Origin of the sequence: Micromonospora sp. NPDC049523 (assembly GCF_040676775.1) — a bacterium.
Classification (GTDB): Bacteria; Actinomycetota; Actinomycetes; order Mycobacteriales; family Micromonosporaceae; genus Micromonospora_G.
Genome location: NZ_JBFAPP010000003.1, coordinates 220,032 through 241,298, shown reverse-complemented (window position 1 = coordinate 241,298; position 21,267 = coordinate 220,032). Strand labels below are relative to the sequence as shown.

Sequence of the window (21,267 nt, the reverse complement as noted above, 5' to 3'; positions counted from 1 at the left end):
CGGCGCGCAGCAGCGGGCGTCCGCAGGAGAAGAGGTCGTGTCCATGTCCAAAATTGCCATCGTGGGAATGGCGTGCCGGTATCCGGACGCCACCTCACCGAGAGAACTGTGGGAAAACGCGGTCGCCGGTCGGCGCGCGTTCCGCCGGCTGCCCGACGTACGGATGCGGCTCGACGACTACTGGGATCCGGACCCGAAGGCGCCGGACCGCTTCTACGCCCGAAACGCCGCCGTCATCGAGGGGTACGAGTTCGACCGGATCGCGTACAAGGTGGCTGGCAGCACGTACCGCTCGACCGACCTCACCCACTGGCTGGCGCTCGACACCGCGGCCCTGGCTCTCGCGGACGCGGGTTTCCCGATGGCCGAGGGTGTGCCGCACGAGCGCACCGGTGTGGTGGTCGGCAACACCCTGACCGGCGAGTTCTCCCGCGCCAACCAGCTCCGGCTGCGGTGGCCGTACGTGCGGCGGATGGTCGCGGCGGCGCTCAAGGAGCAGGAGTGGGACGACGACCAGCTCGGCACGTTCCTCGACGACTTCGAGGCCACCTTCAAGAGCCCGTTCCCGGAGATCGACGAGGACACCCTGGCCGGTGGCCTGTCGAACACCATCGCCGGGCGGATCTGCAACCACTTCGACCTCAAGGGCGGCGGGTACACCGTGGACGGTGCCTGCTCGTCGTCCCTGCTGTCGGTGGCGACGGCGTGCAAGGCGCTGCTCGACGGCGACCTCGACGTGATGGTGGCCGGCGGGGTGGACCTGTCGATCGACCCGTTCGAGATCATCGGCTTCGCCAAGACCGGTGCGCTCGCCACCGGTGAGATGCGGGTCTACGACCGCAACTCCAACGGCTTCTGGCCCGGCGAGGGCTGCGGCATGGTGGTGCTGATGCGCGAGGACGAGGCCCGGCGGGCCGGTCACCGCGTCTACGCCTCCATCGCCGGCTGGGGCATCTCGTCCGACGGCAAGGGCAGCATCACCCGGCCCGAGATCAACGGTTACCGGCTGGCGTTGCGTCGGGCGTACGAGCGGGCCGGTTTCGGCATCGAGACGGTCAGCATGTTCGAGGGCCACGGCACCGGCACCAAGGTCGGTGACACCAACGAGCTCACCGCGCTGACCCAGGCCCGGCTGGAGGCCGACCCGCACGCCCGACCGGCCGCGCTCAGCTCGGTCAAGGGCATGATCGGGCACACCAAGGCCGCGGCCGGGGTCGCCGGCCTGATCAAGGCGGCGATGGCGGTGCACCACGAGGTGATCCCGCCGTCGATCGGCTGCGTCGACCCGCACGAGCTGCTCGACGGGAACGGGTCCGCGCTGCGGGTGCTGCGCAAGGCCGAGTCGTGGGCGTCCGACGCCCCGGTCCGGGCCGGCATCACCGCGATGGGCTTCGGCGGCATCAACACCCACATCGTGCTGGAGAACGAGCAGCCGCGTCGGCGGGTCCGCTTCGACACCCGTACCCGGGCGCTGGCCTCGTCGGTGCAGGACTCCGAACTGCTGCTGGTCGACGCCGGTTCCCCCACCGAACTGCGGGAACGGGTGCAGCGGCTGATCGACTTCGTGCCGCAGCTCGCGTACGCCCAGATGGGTGACCTGGCCGCGACCCTGCACCGGGAACTGCGCGAGCTGCCGTACCGGGCGGCCGTGGTGATCTCCTCCCCCGAGGAGGCGGAGCAGCGGCTGCGCCGGGTCGCCGACGCGCTCGACGCCGGTGAGACCCAGCTCTTCGCCGCCGACGGTGGCATCCTGCTCGGGCACGTACGCGGGCCCGGCCGGATCGGCTACCTCTTCCCCGGCCAGGGCTCGGGACGCGGCACCAGCGGAGGTGCGCTGCGCCGCCGGTTCGCCGAGGCCGCCGACATGTACGACCAGGCCGCGCTGCCCGCCTCCGGCGACATGGTGGCCACGTCGGTCGCCCAGCCCAGGATCGTGACCGGCTCGATGGCCGGTGTCCGGGTGCTGTCCACGCTGGGTCTGGAGGCCGTCGTCGCGGTCGGGCACAGCCTCGGCGAGATCTCCGCGTTGCAGTGGGCCGGCGCCCTGGACGAGCAGGCCCTGCTGCGGGTGGCGGCGCTGCGCGGCAGGACCATGGCCGAGAACAGCGCCACCGGTACGATGGCCGGCCTCGCCGCGTCGCCGGCCGTGGCCGCGGACCTGACCGCCGGCCTGCCGGTCGTCATCGCCGGTTACAACAGCCCGCAGCAGACCGTCGTCGCCGGCCCGGTCGACGCGGTCGAGGAGACCTGCAACCGAGCCCAGGCGGCCGGACTCGTCGCGACCCGGCTGTCGGTGTCGCACGCGTTCCACTCGCCGCTGGTGGCACCGGCTGCGGCGGCCTTCGGCGCGGCCCTGGAGGGCGAGGACTTCGGCCCGGTCGAGCGGCGGATCATCTCCACCGTGACCGGCGAGGCGCTGCCCGCCGACACCGACCTGCCGGCGTTGCTGCACCGGCAGATCACCGACCCGGTGCTGTTCAGCCAGGCGATCGCGGTCGCCGCCAAGGAGGTCGACCTGTTCGTCGAGGTCGGACCGGGCCGGGTGCTCAGCGGGCTGGTCGGCACGGCGGAACTGCCCGCGGTCGCGCTCGACACCGACGACGAGTCGATCAGCGGCCTGCTGCGGGTGGTCGGTGCGGCGTACGTGGTCGGCGCGAGCCCGGTCGACTCGGCCCTGTTCCACGGCCGGCTGATCCGGCCGTTGCAGGTCGGCACCGAGTTCCGGTTCTTCGCCAGCCCGTGCGAGACGGCACCGCCGCTGGACCTTGCCACCCGGCAGCGGGTGCCGAACGCCCCCGCCGCCGGACCGGCCGAACCGGCGAGCGCCGGGCAGCCCGGTGAGAGCACCGCCCACCTGATCCGCCGGCTCGCGGCGGAACGGGCGGAACTGCCGCTGGAACTGGTGCACGACTCCAGCCGGCTCCTCGACGACCTGCACCTGAGCTCGATCACGGTGGGGCAGGTGGTCAGCCAGGTAGCCACCCAGTTGGGCATGCCGGCGGCCCAGACGCCGACCAACCTGGCCACCGCGACCGTACGCGAACTCGCCGACGCGCTGGAGGCGCTGGCCGCGACCTCGCACAGCGGTGACCTGACCCCCACGCAGGTGGTGGCCGGTGCCGGTGCCTGGGCCCGACCGTGGACGCTGGACCTGGACGAGGTGCCGCTGCCCGGCCGGGCGGCGGTCGCCGCGACACCGGGCGGCCAGTGGCAGGTGTACGCCGACGCCGACAACCCGCTCGCCGAACCGCTGCGGCACGCGTTGCAGCGGGCGAACCTCGGCTCGGGTGTGCTGGTCTGCCTGCCCGAGGGCTGCACCGAGGAACAGCTCGAGTACGCCTTGCGCGGTGCACAGGCGGTGCTCGGCGGCACGGTCGGCGACCGGTTCGTACTGGTCCAGCACGACCGGGGTGCGGCCGGGCTGGCCAAGACGCTGCACCTGGAGTCGCCGAAGGTGCGTACCACGATCGTCCACCTGCCGGCGACGGCGACGGCGGTCGACCTGGTGGTGGCGGAGGTCGCCGCGACCGGGGACTACGCCGAGGTCTACTACGACGAGGCCGGCGTACGGCGGGTGCCGACGCTGCGGGTGATGCCGGTCGAACCTGCCCGCACGGTGGCCGCGCTCGACGCCACCGACGTGCTGCTGGTCACCGGCGGCGGCAAGGGCATCACGGCCGAGTGCGCGCTGGCGATGGTGCAGGACAGCGGGGCGAGCCTGGCTGTGCTGGGCCGCTCCGACCCGGCCGCGGACAAGGAACTGGCGGCCAACCTGAAGCGGATGGCCGACCTGGGGGTGAACGTACGCTACGCGCGGGCCGACGTGACCGACCCCGAGCAGGTACGCACCGCCGTCGCCGAACTCGTCGGGGCGCTCGGCCCGGTCACCGCGCTGCTGCACGGTGCCGGCCGCAACGAGCCGGCCGCGTTGACCGGTCTCGACATGGCGGCGTTCCGCCAGACGTTCGCCCCGAAGCTGGACGGGCTGCGGGTCGTGCTCGACGCGGTACGTCCGGAGCGGCTGCGCCTGCTGGTGACGCTCGGCAGCATCATCGGCCGGGCCGGTCTGCGCGGCGAGGCGCACTACGCCACCGCCAACGAGTGGCTGGCCGACCTGACCCGGGAGATCGGGCGGCGGCACCCCGGGTGCCGCAGCATCTGCCTGGAGTGGTCGGTCTGGTCCGGTGTCGGCATGGGCGAGCGGCTGTCGGTGGTGGAGTCGCTGACCCGCGACGGCATCACCCCGGTCACCCCTGACCAGGGCATCGCGATCCTGCGGCGGCTGCTGGCGGACCCGGACACCCCCGAGGTGGTGGTGATCAGCGGGCGTACCGAGGGCATCGGCACCGTCCGCTACGACCTGCCGACGCTGCCGCTGCTGCGTTTCGTCGACCGGCCGCTGGTCCGCTACCACGGTGTCGAGCTGGTCACCGAGGTCGACCTCAACGGCGGCACCGACCTCTACCTGCCCGACCACCTGCTCGACGGCAACCTGCTGATGCCGGCGGTGTTCGGCATGGAGGCGATGGCCCAGGTGACGGCCGCGATGACCGGCTGGACCGAGGTGCCGGTGATCGAGGACGCGCAGTTCCTGCGGCCGATCGTGGTGCCGCCGGAGGGCAGCACCCGGATCCGGATCGCCGCGGTTGTCACCGGCACGGACACGGTGGACGTGGCGATCCACAGCGCCGAGACGGCGTTCGCCGCCGAGCACTTCCGGGCCCGGCTGCGTCGCGGTGACGGGGTGATCCCGGAGGGCGCACCGGACCAGGTCGCGGCGGGGCTGCCGGTGGTGCCGCTGGAGCCGCACCGGGATCTGTACGGCGACGTGCTGTTCCAGGGCCCCCGGTTCCAACGGGTACGGCGCTACCACCGCGCCGCCGCCCGGGACGTGGACGCGGATCTGGCGGCCGACGCCTCGGTGGGCTGGTTCGCCGGTTACCTTCCCGGCGAGCTGCTGCTCGGCGACCCCGGCGTACGGGACGCGCTGATGCACGGCAACCAGGTGTGCGTACCCGACGCGACGCTGCTGCCGGCCGGGATCGAACGGATCTACCCGGCGGGGCCACGGATGTCCGGCACCGAGGAACTGCGGTACTGCGCCACCGAACGTAGCCGCGACGGTGACAACTACGTGTACGACATCGTGCTGCGCGACCGGACCGGACAGGCCGTCGAGCGGTGGGAGGGCCTACGGCTGCGGGCCGTACGCAAGAACGACGCGCGTGGCCCGTGGGCGGCGCCGTTGCTCGGGTCGTACCTGGAACGGGCGGTCGGCGACCTGCTCGGCGCGCAGGTGGCGGTCGCGGTCGAACCCGACCCGGTCGGTACGGCGGGCGCCGACGGTGGCGACGCCATCACCACCCGCCGGGCGCACACCGCGCTCGGTGCCGGCCGGGCCTTCGGGCGCCCGGTGGAGGTCCGCTACCGCCCGGACGGCCGCCCGGAGGTCGACGGCGACCGGGTGCTGTCCAGTGCCCACGGCGCCGGGCTCACCCTCTGCGTCGCCGGCACCGGCCCGCTGGGCTGCGACGTCGAGGCCGCCGCAGCCCGACCGGCCTCGGTCTGGCAGGGGCTGCTCGGCCCGCACCACGAGTTGGCCGTGCTCGTCGCGGAGATGACCGGGGAGAGCGCGGACATCGCGGGAACCCGGGTCTGGGCCGCGGTGGAGTGCCTGCAGAAGGCGGGTCGGACGAACCACGCACCGCTGTCGCTGCTGCCGTCGGAGCGCGCCGGCTGGACCGTGCTCGTCTCGGGCGAGCTGCGGGTCGCCGTGTTCGTCACCACGGTGCGCGACGTCGCGGAACCCGTGGCGTTCGCCATCCTGACCGAAGGGCGTTGAGCGTGATGGAGATGTACTACGAGTACCGGCACACGGTCGGTTTCGAGGAGACCAACCTCGTCGGCAACGTGTACTACGTCAACTACCTGCGGTGGCAGGGGCGCTGCCGGGAGATGTTCCTCAAGGAGCGGGCCCCGGCGGTGCTGGACGACCTGCGCGACGACCTGAAGCTGTTCACCCTGAAGGTGGACTGCGAGTTCTTCGCCGAGATCACCGCGTTCGACGAGCTGTCGGTCAGGATGCGGCTGGTCGAGCTGGCGCAGACCCAGGTCCAGTTCGGCTTCGACTATGTCCGGCTGGACCCCGGCGGGGGCGAGAGCCTGATCGCCCGTGGCAACCAGCGGGTGGCGTGCATGCGCGGCCCGAACACCCGTACTCTCCCGGCCCGGGTGCCGGAATCCCTGGTCCGAGCGCTGGAGCCGTACGTGCTCGCGGCGCCTCGGGCCTGACCCGCACGGCAGCGGAGGCCGACTGTGGATGTTCAGGCGAAACCGTCCTCGACGGAGGCCGATACCCAACTGCTCCGACGTTCCTTCAGCGCGTACGCCACCGGCGTCACGGTGGTGACCGTCGGTGGCGACGCGCCGCACGGCATGACCGCCAACTCGTTCACGACGGTCTCGCTGGATCCACCGCTGGTGCTGGTCTGCGTCGGGCGGCAGGCGGTCATGCACGACCTGATGGCCGGGGCCGGCTCGTTCGCCATCTCCGTGCTCGCCGCGCAGCAGGAGGCGGTGGCCCGGTACTTCGCCGACAAGCGCCGCCCCCTGGGCGCGGAGCAGTTCGAGGCCGTCGACTGCGTACCCGGTCTGGTCACCGGGGCGCCGCTGATCCGCGGCGCCCTGGCCCACTTCGAATGCAAGCTACGAGCGGGGTACGACGGTGGGGACCACACCATCTTCGTCGGCGAACTGTTGTCGCTGGACCGGCATCTGGACGACAAGGCCCTGCTGTTCCACATGGGCAGGTTCCATCAGTTCGACTCCGAGTGAGGTGACGTGGCGACATGACAACCCTGGACAGAGCACGGCGGGTGCCACCCGGACCGTCGCGCGCCTCCGCCATGCGGATGCTCGCGGTGATGAACCGGGACCGGCTCGGCATGATGACCGACGCCGCCGCGACCTACGGCGACGCGGTTCGCCTGCCGGTCGGACCCAAGTCGCTCTACTTCTTCAACCACCCCGACTACGCCAAACACGTGCTCGCCGACAACAGCGCGAACTACCACAAGGGAATCGGTCTGGTGCACGCCCGGCGGGCGCTGGGCGACGGGCTGTTGACCAGCGAGGGCGAGCTATGGCGCAAGCAGCGTTCGGTGATCCAGCCGGCGTTCCAGAGCAAGCGGATCGCCGCCCAGGCCGGGGTGATCGGTCTGGAGGCGGCCGCGCTGGTCGAGCGCCTGCGGGCGTACGAGGGCCGCGGGCAGGTCGACGTGGTCAAGGAGATGACCGGGCTGACCCTGGGTGTGCTCGGCCGGACCCTGCTCGATGCCGACCTGGGCGCGTTCAGCTCGATCGGCGACTCCTTCGCCACGGTGCAGGACCAGGCGATGTTCGAGTTGGCGACGCTGAGTGCGGTGCCGACCTGGATCCCGCTGTCCGGCCAGCTCCGCTTCCGGCGGGCGCGGCGGGACCTGCAGGCGATCGTCGACCAGTTGGTCGCCGAACGCCGGGCGAGCACCGGTGACCGGGACGACGTGCTGTCCCGGTTGATCATCTCGACCGGGCAGGAGTCCGACCCCCGGGTGGGGCGGGAGCGGCTGCGCGACGAGTTGGTGACCCTGCTGCTGGCCGGGCACGAGACCACCGCGAGCACGCTGACCTGGAGTCTCTACCTGATCGACCAGCATCCGCAGGTGTGGGAGCGGATGCACGCCGAGGCGGTCGAGGTGCTCGGTGACCGGCCACCGGTCTACGAGGACCTGCGCCGGCTGACGTACACGGCGATGGTGGTGGAGGAGGTGATGCGGCTCTTCCCGCCGGTGTGGCTGCTGCCGCGCAAGGCGCTGCAGGAGGACAACGTGGGCGGGTACCACGTACCGGCCGGGGCGGACGTGCTGGTGTGCACGTACACCCTGCACCGGCACCCGGACTTCTGGCCGTCTCCGGAGAGCTTCGACCCGGAGCGGTTCGATCCGGCCCGTTCCGGCGACCGGCCGCGGTACGCGTACATCCCGTTCGGTGCCGGTCCCCGGTTCTGCGTCGGCAACCACCTGGGCATGATGGAGGCGGCCTTCGTGCTCGCCATGCTCGCCCGCGAGCTGCGGCTGGTGAAGGCGCCCGAGCACGACGTGGTGCCGGAGCCGATGCTGTCGCTGCGGATGCGGGGCGGGCTGCCGATGACGGTGCACAGCGTCGGCTGAGCTTCGCAGCCGGCGTACCGGATGGGGCACGGTGCCCGTCCGGTACGCCGGCTGCATCCGTTCTCCCCACGGAACGTGTGCGTTTCGCGTTTCGGGTGGCGACGGCGGACAGCCCGACGAGCGCGGGCCGGGTCAGCGGCTCGCGCTCGTCGGGTTTGTTGCCGTCAGGCCGCGGCCGACGGCCCGTAGGAGTTGCCGCTGTGTGCGCCGGCTCGGATCAGTGCGTCCTTGCGTACGTCGAACAGGGCGAGCAGCACCGGCGGGTCCATCGTCCGCATCGGCTTGAGTTGCAGGTCGACGGACTCGACCACGCTGTCCCGGCGCATGTCGATCGGCCCGACGATGCCCACGGACAGGTCGTCGCTGTTCAGCCCCGTGTCGGAGGACTCCTCGGTACCGGCCGGAACCGCGTGTGCCAGCAGGTACCAGGCGCCCTTCGGCACCTTCTCCAGTGCGTACTGCCCGGCGCGGTCCAGGATGGCGCAGCTCACCGGCCGGCCCTCCGGGATCCGGTCGGGGAACAGCCCGACGAAGGTGAGCTGCCGCGCGGTCGTCGGGTGCGGGTGGATGACGCCCCTGACCGTGCCGTACGCGCCCTCGGCCCCGCTGTCCGGGTGGATCTGCGGGGCGAAGCCGCCGAGCCTGCGATAGGTGGTGGGTGACAGCCCCACGCTGCGGGAGAAGCGGGAGCTGAAGGTGCCCACGCTGGTGTAGCCCACCCGCATGCTGATGTCCGCGACGTTGAGCGAGGTCGAGACCAGGAGCTGCTTGGCGCGTTGCAGGCGCAGAGCAGACAGGAACCGACCCGGCGACAGGCCCGTCGCCCGCTGGAACATCCGTGAGAAGTGGAACTTGCTGAACATGGCAACCCGGGCCATGTCGTCGATCGTGAGTGGCTCGCTCAGATTGTCGAGCATCGTGGCGATTACTCTTTCGACAGCTTGTTCGGCGGTATCGTGCATCGCGATTCTCCCCCGGATCGTAGCCGTTACCCGACAGGTGACACACAGGGACAAAAACGCTTCCTTATTGACGTTTACCGATCAGAATGGCGGTGGCCCCTCACTCGCCATTCCTCGTCGGTACGCTGGCCGCGCATCCCCGAAGCCCCTATCACCCAGGGTGTGCGATTCGGAATTGGGCTTGAAAAGCCCACTTCCGTGGCCCACACACATCCCTAAGCGATAGTTGTCGATGCTAGACCACTCCGTAACGATCGGCAACGCCTTCGTCAGCAGACAGTGTTCGCGCAGGTGGCGAAGGCTTTCCCACCTCGTGGGCAACGCGCTGGCCTGCGGAAACACGTTCCGTACATACCGAGCCGGGACAAACTGAGCAATAATTTGGAAAGAGGATGGTGGTGATTCCCGGTATCCATCGACCCGAGCCATAGGGTCGGGCGTTGCGTCCGCTTTAGGTGCTGATAGCGGTGATTCAGCGGCGATTTTCGCGGAATATCGCTTTTGTTTTCACCAGCACATCGGTCGCCGACGAAGGGACCGGAACCCTACAGACAGCGGGTTTCCGGCCCTGCCGGCGCCGCATAACCCCTGGTCAGAGCATGTTTTAGCTACCACTTGAACGGCTTGCGATGCTCGATCATGTGTGGCAGCATGCATTGAGCGGACCCCACAAACCTCTGGAGTTCGATGAGAATTTCGGTACTCAGCAGGCAGAGCGGGGTCCCGGTCGCGACGATCAAGTTCTACCTCAGAGAACAACTACTGCCGCCGGGCACACCTACCGCCCGGAACCAGGCCGAGTACGGCGAAGAGCATCTTATCCGATTAAAACTAATTCGGGTCCTAACCGGCATAGGAATGATGAGCATCGCCTCAGTCCGAGAGGTACTGGCGGCGATCGACGACAATTGCCTCTCGCCCCAGGCGGTGGCCAAGGTCGTCACGAAGGCGCTGCTCGCGGACTACCCCGCGGAGGACTCGGAGCCCGGCGCCCTCGAATCAGCGCGCCAGCGTATCGATGACTTTGTCCGCAATGTCGGGTGGCGGGTCGAGCCCGACGCCCCGGCCAGGAGCACCCTGACGCAGGTCTTCGCCGCGCTCCAGTACCTCGGCCGCGACGGCGACAGTAACGCCTTCGAGCTGTACGCGTCCGCCGCAGACGCCCTGGCCAGGCGCGAACTGGACGAGTCGCCGCAGGAGAGCGCCGCCACCGCGGTGGCCCTCACCGTGCTGCACGAGGTCGCCTTCGCCGCCATGCGCCGGATGGCATACGAGCACTACCTGGCCCTGAGCCCGGCGAGTGTCACCGGCCCCGAGCAGGCCACGTCGGCCGACTGACGGCCAGGTCCCGGGATCCCCGGGCCACCGACCGGCGTCTCGCCGGCCCCCGTCCCCGGCTACCGGGACATTCCACTTTGGGCAGTGCCCGCGCCTATTCCCCGAAGTGACTGCCACCCTTCTCCCATATTGCGCAGGTCGGCCGAAACGCGGACCTAGAGCACTTCTTGAGAAGACACCGGGTGGGCACGCCGCGAGGATATCGATGGTCGGAGAAGTAATTGATCCGGGCGTGACGGAATAAACAAAGGAAGGAAGGACAGGCTTACTCGTCACGCAATCGGCCGCCAGGTGTTTCGAAACTCACCAGGCACGGCCGATCCAATTGGCTCCACGGGCCCACGTCGTCGTGGGACCTCGGTCATCAGACGGCGGACCCGATGGCCGGCGTACGGATCTCGGACGCCCCGCCGGACCAACAACCCGCCAGTCAGCACGCACACCGCAGCCGCGTCGCGCCACCGCGATCGCCGGCTGTCGGGCGCTGCCCTGTGCCGTCTATTTCGAGGGGAAAACGATGCCATCGAAACCCGGCGTCCTGCGCCGGTTAACCCCGGCCCTGTTCGTGCTCGTCCTGACGGGCACCCTGTTCGTGGCCGCTCAACTACCGGAGGCGTCGGCCGAAGATCGCGCATCGATGGCCTCGCGCTTCCGGTTCGTCGAGCTGCCCATCGCGCTGCCCGAGGGGCTGCCGATGCGGACCGTCCGCGAGGTGAACCCCGAATACGAGCACATCAAGTCCTGGGTTTCCTCGGTCGGCGCGGCGATCGCCGTCAACGACCTGGACGGCGGTGGGGTCGCCAACGACCTCTGCCTGGTGGACACGCGCAGCGACTCGGCGATCGTGACACCGGCGCCGGAGAGCGGCGGCAGCTACCCGCCGTTCGTACTCAACCCCGCCCCGCTGCCGACGAACCCGACGATGGCGCCGATGGGCTGTGCCCCCGGCGACTTCAACCAGGACGGCTGGACCGACCTGCTGGTCTACTACTGGGGTCGTACCCCGGTGCTGTTCATGCAGCGCGGCACCTCCGCGCCGCTGAGCCTGGCCTCCTACCTCCCGATGGAGCTGATCCAGTACGGCACCGCACCCGACGGGCTCTACCACGGCCCACTGTGGAACACCAACGCGGTGAACATCGCCGACTTCGACGGTGACGGGCACCCCGACATCGGGGTGTTCAACTACTTCCCGGACACCGCCGTGCTCGACCCGGACGGGCTCAAGGGCGTGACGATGAACCACTCCATGTCCCGGGCCCAGAACGCCGGTGGGGCGCACATCATGCACTGGAAGTCCGCCACCGTCGGCGCCACCCCGTCGGTGACGTACGAGGAGCAGAAGGCCATCGAGCCGCACCTGGCCACCGGTTGGACCCTCGGTGCAGGCTCGGCCGACATCGACGGCGACCTGCTCCCCGAGCTGTACGTCGCCAACGACTTCGGCAACGACCGGTTCTTCCACAACGTCTCCACCCCGGGCAAGATCAAGTTCAACCTCGCCGAGGGACGCCGGGGCGCCTTCACCCCGAAGTCGCTGGTGGTCGGGCACGACTCCTTCAAGGGCATGTCGATCGAGTTCGGCGACCTGAACTCCACCGGCCGGTTCGACATGTTCGTCAGCAACATCACCACCAGCTGGGGCATCGAGGAAAGCAACTTCCTCTGGAAGAACACCGCGGACAACGTCGAAGAGGCGCGGGAGAAGCTCAGCCGCGGCGTCGCCCCGTTCGACAACAAGGCCGCGGACGCGAACATCGCCTGGGTCGGCTGGGGCTGGGACTCCAAGATGGCCGACTTCGACAACAGCGGCCAGCTCAGCGTGGTACAGACCACCGGCTTCGTGAAGGGCCACATCAACCGGTGGAACTGGCTCCAGGAACTCGCCATGGCCAACGACCTGATGCTGGCCGAGCCGCACATGTGGCCGAACGCCGAACCCGGTGACGACATCTCCGGCTCGTCGCCGTTCGCCTTCTGGGTGCGCGAGGACAACGGACGGTACGTCAACCTCAACGAGGACCTGGGGATGACCGACACCACCCCGTCGCGCGGGGTCGCGGTCGCCGACGTCAACGCCGACGGCAGCCAGGACTTCGCCGTCGCCCGGCAGTGGGGCCCGCCGGCCTACTACCGCAACACCAAGCCCGCCGAGGGCAACTTCCTCGGCCTGCGGCTGCACCGGCCGGCAACCGGCGCGACGCCGGGCGCGGCCGGCCCGATCGGCACCCCGGCGTACGGGGCCCAGGTGAAGATCACGACCGCGGACGGGCGTACGCAGGTCGCCCAGCTCGACGGCGGCAGCGGTCACTCCGGCAAGCGCAGCTTCGACGTGTTCTTCGGGCTCGGCGACAGCGCGAACAAGCCGGTCTCGGCCGAACTCTGCTGGCTGGACCTCAGCGGGACGATGCAGAAGCAGAAACTCGACCTGAGTCCCGGTTGGCACGACTTCATGCTCACCAGCCAGGCCCAGGAGGTGGCGGGCTCATGACCCACGTCGAACGCATCAGTACCGCCGGTGTCGGCGTCCGTACCCCGGTCGCCACGCCGGCCCGGACCGACCAGGCGGTCGCCACCGCGACCGGGGCACCGCCCCGGCCCAACCGGATCAGCGGCAGCGACCCGCGCTATCTCGCGCTGCGCAACTTCGCCATCTCGATGAGCATCTTCAACATCCTCGGTTACTCGGTGTTCGGCTTCGAGCAGCCGTGGACGTGGCCGCTGTTCGCCCTCGCCGTCGGCTACACCACCGAGTTCGTCTGCGAGACGATCGCGGCCTGGGCCGGGAACCGGCCCGCGGAGTACGCCGGCAACGGCGCCTGGGGCGTCTTCACGTTCCTGCTACCGACGCACATCACGTCGCTCGCGGCGAACATGCTGCTCTACGCCAACGACATGTTCTGGCCGATCGCCTTCGCCGTCGTCGTCTCGGTCGGTCAGAAGTACGTGCTGCGGGCGCCGATCAAGGGGCGGTTCCGGCACTTCATGAACCCCTCCAACTTCGGCATCACGATCACCCTGCTCGCCTTCTCCTGGGTGAACATCGCGCCGCCGTACCACTTCACGGAGAACGTGCCGGACGTGATCCGGATCGTGATCCCGGTGGTGATCCTCGCGGCCGGAACGGTGCTCAACGCCGCGCTGACCAAGAAAGTCGGCCTGATCATGGGCTGGGCCGGCGGGTTCGTACTCCAGGCCCTGGTCAGACACTGGATCTGGGACGTGTCGCTGTGGGGCGCGCTGGTGCCGATGACCGGTGTGGCCTTCATCCTCTTCACCAACTACATGGTGACCGACCCGGGAACCACCCCGAGCCGGTTCCGCGACCAGTTCATGTTCGGTGCCAGCGTCGCCACCGTCTACGGGGTGCTGATGGTGTTCAACATCGTCTACACCCTCTTCTTCGCCGTCACCATCGTCTGCCTGGCCCGCGGGCTCTGGTGGTGGAGCAGGTGGCTGCGTGAACGCCGGCAGGAGGGCGTCACCGCCCCGGCGCCGGCAGCGGTACAACCCGCAACCGCCTGACGAAAGGGCCGGTACGGGTTTCGGTGAGCCGGGACCCGTACCGGCCCTTCGGTGTGTCCCCGAAGGAAGGGCCCGGTGCGTTGCAGGGGCCCTTCTCAACCGTTTTCCGTACCCGTGAAAGGGAGTACCCGTGAGCGTCTCACCCCGGTTCGTCACGGCGCCGCCCGTTCCCACCCACCGGCGGCCCCGTACCGGTCGTGTCGTCGTGCTCAGCACGCTGGCCGGCGTACTGCTCGCCCTGGTCTGGTCGTACCACTTCGTCGACGCGGTCATCGGAGACAACGTCGCCAACACCCTGCTCGGCCACGACGCCAAGGCCACCGCCATCGCCGGCACCGCGGCCGGCCTGCTGTTCGCCTTCGTGTCCGGGCTCGCCGGCACGTTCACCGCCTGCAACATCGCCATGGCCGCGGCGATCGGGCCGATGAGCCAGGCCGGCGCGACCGGCGGCACCAGCGGCGCCCTGCGTACGCTGCTGCGGCCGGTCGGCTGGCTGGCCCTCGGCATGGTGACCGTGTCCGCGGTCTACGGCTTCGTCGGCGTCCTGCTCGGCGACCGCCTCCCGCAGCTCTCCACCGAGCTCGTCGGCGACATGCCGGTACGCATCCTGCAGTCGTCGGTGGTCTTCGGCGTGATCGGGCTGGCGCTGGCCTACCTCGGGCTCGCGGCGCTCGGGGTGCTGCCCGACCCGTTCGCGACCCGCCCCGTGGCCCGGGTGGTCGTCCTGGGTGCCCTGGTCGGCGGCTTCCTCATCGGGCGGCCGTACCCGCTGTTCAACAAGCTGTTCCACTGGGCGGTCGACTCGGGCAACCCGCTCTACGGCGCCGCGGCGTTCGTGCTCCAGTCACTGGGCAACATCGTGATCGTCGCGCTGCTGTTCACGCTCGTCGTCGCCGGCACCCGGGGCCGCTTCCTGAGCTGGTTGTCCCGCGACCCGGTACGGATGGCCGTCATCACCGGCAGCCTGCTGATCGCACTCGGCGTGTTCACCGTCGTCTACTGGGACATCCGGGTGCCGGCGATGTTCGGCTTCGGCTGGTTCCCGACCCTGCCGTACAACAACTGAGCCCCGTACCTCTTCCGGTCCGAGCCCCGCTGGGCCCGGTCGACCTCGGTCGACCGGGCCCAGCGGTATTTCCCCCACCCCGGACGGTCAGTTCAACGGCGTGTTCTGGTACGCGGCCAGCAGCCACTGGCCGTCCTGCTTCGCCGCCAGCCAGGTGGCGCGGATGCCCCGCTCCTCGGGCACCTCGGTCTCGCCCGGCGCCAGGACCCCGCCCTTGGTCAGCAGCACGGCCACGTCGGAGCCGAGGAACCGCAGGTCGAACGGCTGACCGGTGACCTGGGTGCCCTTGTACGGGCCCTCGAACGCCGCGGCCATGAACGCCCGGATCTGGTCCCGGCCCTTCTGGAAGACGCCCGGCAGGATCATCGTGCCGTCCTCGACGAAGACGCCCGCGAACGCGTCCGCGTCGTGGGCGGCCCATGCCGCGACGATTCGCTGGGTGAGCCCGGCGACCTCGGCGGTGTCCGCCTCGGTAACCGCCGAGGTTGTCTGGTCGGTGATCGCCATCGTGTCGGTCCTTTCCGTTCGAGTGATGGTGACGACTTCTCCCCCGGCCCCGTCGACGGACCACGGGGCGCGGGGGCGTACTCCCCGTCGCGGCGACGGACCGGGGCAGGCCCGCCGCCGCGCCGGGAACTCGCGCTACGAACGCAAGCTTTCGAGGACGTGCTCGGACAGGGCGGCCACGTTCGGCTTGGCCCAGAGGATCGTCGGCGGAAGGTCGAGTCCGTACCGGCGCTGGAGCCGTACCCGCAGGGCCACGGTCATCACCGAGTCGACACCGAGTTCGACCAGTGGGCGCTTCAGTTCCAGGTTCACCGCCTCCAGGTTGAGCTCGGCGGCCACCTGGTCACGTACGTCGGCGGTCACCCGTTCGCGTGCCTCCTCGTCGGCGAGTTCGTTGAGGTCGACGGTGAACCGCTGGCCCCCGGTGTCGGCGACGGCCTCGTCCGGAGCGGTCAGCTCGCGGAACATCGGCAGCCTCGGCAGGTGCGGCGGCGTCGGCAGCACCCGCAGGATGGCCTGGTAGTCGGCCTGGAACCGGTCGCCGAACGACCAGGCCCGGAACGCCTCGGCCACCGAGACGGCCTCCAGACCCCGCGAGTTGGCCTCGAACATCGTGGTGGCGATGTCCTTCGACAGCCCGACACCCCGCCAGGCGGTCCAGCCGAGGCTGATCGTCTCGGTGTGTCCCCCCGCGTTGCGGTGCGCGGCCAGCGCGTCGAGGAACGAGTTGGCCGCCGCGTAGCTGGTCTGCCCGGAGAGCCGGGCGAACTGGCCGCAGGAGGAGAACATGACGAAGAAGTCGAGGCTGCCCGGCGGGAAGAGCCGGTGCAGCACCAACGCACCGTTGGCCTTGGGGGCGAGTACGTCCCGCAGCCCGTCCAGCCCGACCTTGTCCACCAGGTCGTCGTTGACCACACCGGCCGCGTGCACGATGCCGCGTACCGGCGGTAGGCCGAGCGCACCCGGAGCCAGCGCCGCGGCGACCTGGGCCTGGTCGGTGATGTCGAGCGCGACCACGCCGACGGTCACCCCCAGCGCCTCCAGCGCGAGCACGCTGTCGATCTGCCGCCGGACCTCCGGGTCGGTGACGGTGTCCCACTCGATCCGCGGCGGCAGCCCGCGCCGGCCGGCGAGCAGCAGCCGGCGGGCGCCCCGCTCGACCAGCCACCGACCGACCTCGAGCCCGAGTGCGCCGAGACCACCGGTGATGAGGACGGTGCCCGACGGCGAGCACTGCAACGGCGTACCGTCCGCACTGCGTTCGATGGTGCTCAACCTGGCCGCCTGCGGGCCGTCGGCGGTCAGCGAGATCACGTCCTCGGCACCCGCCGCGCCCCGCATCACGTCGAGCAGCCGTGCGCCGGTGTCGCCGTCCAGGCCGTCGAGGTCGACCGCGCCGCCCCACAGCTCCGGGTGCTCCCCGGCGACGATCCGCGAGATGCCCCACAGCGGGCCGTGTGCCACCGACCGTTCGTCGCGCGCGTCCCGTACGCCGCGGGTCAGACACCAGACCCGCTGCGGTGCGGCCAGTCCGGTCGACGCCGCGCCGAGTTCGATGACCCGCTGGACGGTACGGATGAGTGTCCAGGCGGCCCGCTCGGTCGACTTCTCCAGTTGCTCGTCCTCCAGCGGCGGCGCGACGACGATCGCCCCGGGCCGGGTGAGCAGCTCCGGGCGCAGGTCCACGGTGTAGCCGTTCGTGTCCGGCTCGGCCGGCAGCTGTACGCAGTGCACGCCGGCCGCCTCGATCTGCGCCGCCAGCGAAGCGGTGACATCCGGGTCGCCGACGAGGACGACCTGTTCCAGGTCGGTGGTGGCGTCCCGCTCCTCGATCGGCAGTGGCCGCCACACGATCTCGTGCACCAGGTCCCGGGGCAGCACCTCGCTGCCGAGGTGCTCGACCGCGGCGAACCGCAGGCCGGTCACCTCGCAGACGACCTCGCCGGCCTCGTTCGCCACCAGCACGTCCACCGTGTCGTGGGGCGAACGTGGTGAGCGGGTGCTGTGCACGATGACCCGTGCCGGCGGTTCGCCGTGGAAGGCGACCTTCTCGATCGACCGCGACATCCAGAGCACGGTGGCGTCGCCGGGCGACACGACCGCGGCGCTGACCGTCAGCGCGCCGTCGATGACGTGCGCCCAGCTCGTCGCCAGCTTCGCCGGCGGCGGCACGATGGTCAGGATGGCGAGCTGCTCCTGCCCGTCGCGGCGCAGCTCGTCGAGATCCCACGGGAAGGCGTAACCACCGACACCCATCCGGCGGAACATCTCGTCCACCTTGGACCGGGTGTCCAGCGGCAGCCGGGCCCGGATCGGCTCGTGGTCGATCCGGCCGGACGGCGGCGTCGCGGTCGAGTCGATGTTGGCCGTGGTGTGGGTGATCCACTCGTCGCCGTCGTCCTCGCCGCTGTCGTTGGAGACCCGGGTCGCGAGCGCGATCGACCGGCCCTCACGGACGATCTGCACCACCCGTGGCGGCACCACCGCGAGCGGCGTACGGAGCACGATGTCGGTCAGCGCGGGCGGGGTGGCCTGCTGCGCGGCGGCGGCGAAGGTGTTCAGGATCGACGCCGCCGGGGTGACCTCCACCCCGACCAGTTCGTGGCTGAGCGGGTACGGGCGGCTGGACAGGTCGAGCCGCGTCTGCCAGACCTGCCGGGACGGTGCACCGCTGACCGTCATCCGACCGCCGAGCAGGCTGTGGCTCTCCGGGTCGTGCCCGCCGCCGAGGCCCACGTCCCCGGTGGTCTCCGGGAAGATCCAGTACGGCCGGTGCTGCCACGCCGCGCCCGGCAGCGAGACCAGCGAGCCGCCGGAGTGCCCGCGGGACCACTCGACCGCGCCGCCGTGCGACTGCACCTTGGCCAGGTTGCCGAGCAGCGTCTCGACCTCGTCGGCGCCGCGCCGCAGCGTGCCGGTCACCACCGCGTCGTCGACGTCGAGGTGGTGGATCACCTCGCTGATCGAGTGCGCCACCACGGTGTGCGAGGAGATCTCGACGAACAGCCGGTGCCCGTCCACGATCGCGGCCTCGACCGCCTCGGCGAACCGGACCGGCTTGCGCAGGTTCGCCGCCCAGTAGGCACTGTCGCGGGCGGCGGCGGACCGGGGCTGGTCCATCGCCGTGCTGTAGAGCGTGATCGACGGCGTACGCGGGGACAGCTCGCGGGCCGCGGCCTCGACCTCGGCGATCACCGCGTCCACGTGGGCGCTGTGGAAGGCGATGCCCGAGTCGACGACCCGCATCTCCACACCCGCCTCGCGCCACTGCGTGACGAGTTCGTCGACCGCCTCCTTGTCGCCGGAGACGACGGTCGAGTGCGGGCTGGCGGAGATCGCCGCCTCGACGTCGCCCCGCCCGGCCAGCCGCTGCCGGGTTTCCTCGAACGACAGGCTGGCCATGGCCATGCCACCCCGACCCTCGAGGCGTTGCAGCGCCGCCGCCCGCCGACAGGCGAAGCGGGCGGCCGGTTCGAGGTCGAGGGAGCCGGCGGCGACCGCGGCCGCAATCTCGCCCACCGAGTGCCCGATGACCGCGCCCGGTTCGACGCCGTGGCTGCGCCACACCTCGGCGAGGGCGACCTGGATGGCGAAGGTCAGCGCCTGTACGTGCGCGGCCGTCCACGGCCCGCCCTGCTCCAGCGCCTCGCGCGGGGTCCAGCCGAGTTCCTCGCGGAACACGTCGGCGAGCGCGTCGATCGTGCCGGCGAACGTCGGATCCTCGGCCAGCAGCTGCTGACCCATGCCGGACCACTGCGCACCGTGGCCGGAGAACACCCAGACGACCTCGCCCTCCTGGCCCACCCCGGTACGCGCGGAGGCGATGCCGGGCGCGGTGCGGCCGTCGGAGAACGTACGGAGTCGCTCGGTGAGCTGCTCGGCGGAGTTCGCGACGATCGCCGCCCGGGCGGACAGGTGCGAACGGCGGCTGGCCAGCGTGTGCCCCACCGACGACAGCGGTACGCCGGGGTGCTCGGTCAACCAGTCCGCGACCGAGCCGGCCAGCGCGCGCAGTCCGGCCTCGGACATAGCGGAGACCGGGAACACCGCGGGAATCCGGCTCGGCGCGTCCTGCGTCGACTCGGGTGCCTGGGTGGAGGAGCCGGTGGGGCTCTCCTCCAGGATCAGGTGGGCGATCGTGCCGCCGACGCCGTAGCTGGAGATGCCGGCCCGGCGGGTCCGCTCCCCCGCCGGCCAGGGCGTGGTCTCGCCCACCAGGCGCAGCCCGGAGGCATCCCAGTCGACGTCCGGGTTGGGTTCGGAGTGCAGGCTGGGCGGAAGCTGCTCGTGCCGCAGGGCGAGCACGGTCTTGATCAGGCCCGCGATGCCCGAGCCGCCCTCGACGTGGCCGATGTTCGGCTTCACCGAGCCGACCAGGCACGGGTTCTCCGGCGACCGGCCGGGTCCGAAGACCTTGGCGAGGGCTTCGACCTCCTTGCCGTCGCCGGTCGGCGTACCCGTGCCGTGTGCCTCGACGTAGTCGACGGTGACCGGCGCGACGCCGACCCGGTCGTACGCCTCCCGCAGCATGTGTTCCTGCGCGTCGGCGTTCGGCGCCATCATGCCGTCGGAGCGCCCGTCCTGGAACACCACCGTGCCGATGATGACCGCCTGCACCGGGTCGCCGTCGCGGCGGGCGTCGGAGAGGCGCTTGAGCACCACCACACCCGCGCCCTCACCTCGGCCGTAACCGTCGGCCTCCTTGTCGAAGGCCTTGCTCCGCCCGTCGGGCGACAATGCCCCGGCGCCCTGGAGGGCGACGTTGAGGGTGGGCGAGGCCATCAGGTTGACCCCGCCGACGATCGCCAGCGGCGTCTCACCGGCCCGCAGGCTCTGGCTGGCCAGGTGCAACGCGGTGAGGGAGCCGGCGCAGGCGGTGTCGACCGCCATGCTCGGCCCGCGCAGGTCGAGGAAGTACGAGACCCGGTTCGCGATGCCGTAGAAGGTCGTGCCGTTGACCGCGTACGCGCCGGTGCGGGGGATGTCCTCCAGCAGCCGGCGGCCGTAGTCGTTCGAGTTCGCGGCGACGTACACGCCGGCATCGGTGCCGCGCAGCGACAACGGCGGGACACCGGCGTCCGCCAGCGCCTCCCAGGCGAGTTCCAGCATGAACCGCTGCTGCGGGTCGAGGTACTCGGCCTCGCGGGGCGTGATCCCGAAGAACTCGGCGTCGAAACCCTCGATGTCGTCGAGGTACGAGCCACGGAGGGTGGTGTCCCGGATGATCGCGGTCGCCTGCGGGCTGCTGGAGGCGTACGGCTTCCAGCGTTTCTCCGGCATGTCGCCGACGGCGCTGCGGCCCTCGGAGAGGAACTGCCAGAACTTCTCCAGCGAGTTGAGGTCAGGAGCGAACCTGCAACTCATACCAATAATGGCAATCGCTTCGTCGGATGCTGCATTCTCGCTCAAGGCTTCGCTCCTCCTCAATTCACCGACCGCACACGACTCACATTCACCGGCCGGGTGGTCACCCCGGCACGCCATGCGCGCCTGCGGCGATGTTCCGGTCCTTTGCCTGAGCCGCAGGAGGGATTCCCGCGCCGGCGGGTTGCCTCGCTACCACAGATTCTGCCCGTCGCGGCTCTCCGCAACATCTCCTTACGTGCGGTTTGGAATATCCGTATTCCGGTACGCTTATCAAGCGCACGACCACACCATTTGA

11 protein-coding genes are annotated in these 21,267 nt (G+C 70.5%); 8 read left to right on the top strand and 3 right to left on the bottom strand.

Annotated elements, in window-relative coordinates:
* Positions 1-43: 43 nt before the first annotated feature.
* From AB0J90_RS05730 to AB0J90_RS05715, 4 genes are read left to right on the top strand one after another with little or no spacing between them, the layout of a single operon-like run.
* Positions 44-5,842, top strand: coding sequence for a type I polyketide synthase (locus tag AB0J90_RS05730; protein ID WP_363592541.1), 5,799 nt, complete (start codon positions 44-46; stop codon positions 5,840-5,842).
* Positions 5,843-5,847: 5 nt separating this feature from the next.
* Positions 5,848-6,291, top strand: a complete 444-nt coding sequence (locus AB0J90_RS05725; protein WP_363592951.1) for an acyl-CoA thioesterase — start codon at positions 5,848-5,850, stop codon at positions 6,289-6,291.
* Positions 6,292-6,315: 24 nt separating this feature from the next.
* Positions 6,316-6,834: a flavin reductase family protein gene (locus tag AB0J90_RS05720; protein WP_363592539.1), complete on the top strand. Its 519-nt coding sequence runs from the start codon at positions 6,316-6,318 to the stop codon at positions 6,832-6,834.
* 14 nt (positions 6,835-6,848) lie between these two features.
* Positions 6,849-8,207, top strand: a complete 1,359-nt coding sequence (locus AB0J90_RS05715) for a cytochrome P450 (protein ID WP_363592537.1) — start codon at positions 6,849-6,851, stop codon at positions 8,205-8,207.
* A 164-nt stretch (positions 8,208-8,371) separates the two neighbouring features.
* Here AB0J90_RS05715 and AB0J90_RS05710 read toward each other — a convergent pair whose 3' ends face one another.
* Positions 8,372-9,124, bottom strand: a complete 753-nt coding sequence (locus AB0J90_RS05710) for a helix-turn-helix transcriptional regulator (protein ID WP_363592535.1) — start codon at positions 9,122-9,124, stop codon at positions 8,372-8,374.
* 732 nt (positions 9,125-9,856) lie between these two features.
* On the opposite strand from AB0J90_RS05710, the gene AB0J90_RS05705 reads away from it, so the two are divergent.
* The 4 genes from AB0J90_RS05705 to AB0J90_RS05690 all read left to right on the top strand — a co-directional run bounded on the left by AB0J90_RS05705 (position 9,857) and on the right by AB0J90_RS05690 (position 15,098).
* Positions 9,857-10,507, top strand: a complete 651-nt coding sequence (locus tag AB0J90_RS05705) for a MerR family transcriptional regulator (protein ID WP_363592533.1) — start codon at positions 9,857-9,859, stop codon at positions 10,505-10,507.
* Between the two features lie 517 nt (positions 10,508-11,024).
* Positions 11,025-12,998 (top strand): CRTAC1 family protein, encoded by a 1,974-nt coding sequence (locus AB0J90_RS05700; RefSeq protein ID WP_363592531.1) that lies wholly within the window; start codon positions 11,025-11,027, stop codon positions 12,996-12,998.
* Entirely contained in the window at positions 12,995-14,032 is a 1,038-nt protein-coding gene (locus tag AB0J90_RS05695; protein ID WP_363592529.1) for an enediyne biosynthesis protein, read from the top strand. Before AB0J90_RS05700 ends, AB0J90_RS05695 begins: the two co-directional genes overlap by 4 nt.
* 130 nt (positions 14,033-14,162) lie before the next feature.
* The gene (locus AB0J90_RS05690) at positions 14,163-15,098 is read left to right on the top strand and encodes a hypothetical protein (protein WP_363592527.1); all 936 of its coding nucleotides are present in this window, start codon (positions 14,163-14,165) and stop codon (positions 15,096-15,098) included.
* Between the two features lie 87 nt (positions 15,099-15,185).
* On the opposite strand, the gene AB0J90_RS05685 is transcribed toward AB0J90_RS05690, so the two are convergent.
* Both AB0J90_RS05685 and AB0J90_RS05680 read right to left on the bottom strand, forming a co-directional pair.
* The gene (locus tag AB0J90_RS05685; RefSeq protein WP_363592525.1) at positions 15,186-15,605 is read right to left on the bottom strand and encodes an SgcJ/EcaC family oxidoreductase; all 420 of its coding nucleotides are present in this window, start codon (positions 15,603-15,605) and stop codon (positions 15,186-15,188) included.
* A gap of 135 nt (positions 15,606-15,740) precedes the next feature.
* Positions 15,741-21,014, bottom strand: a complete 5,274-nt coding sequence (locus AB0J90_RS05680; RefSeq protein ID WP_363592523.1) for a beta-ketoacyl synthase N-terminal-like domain-containing protein — start codon at positions 21,012-21,014, stop codon at positions 15,741-15,743.
* Positions 21,015-21,267 lie beyond the last annotated feature (253 nt).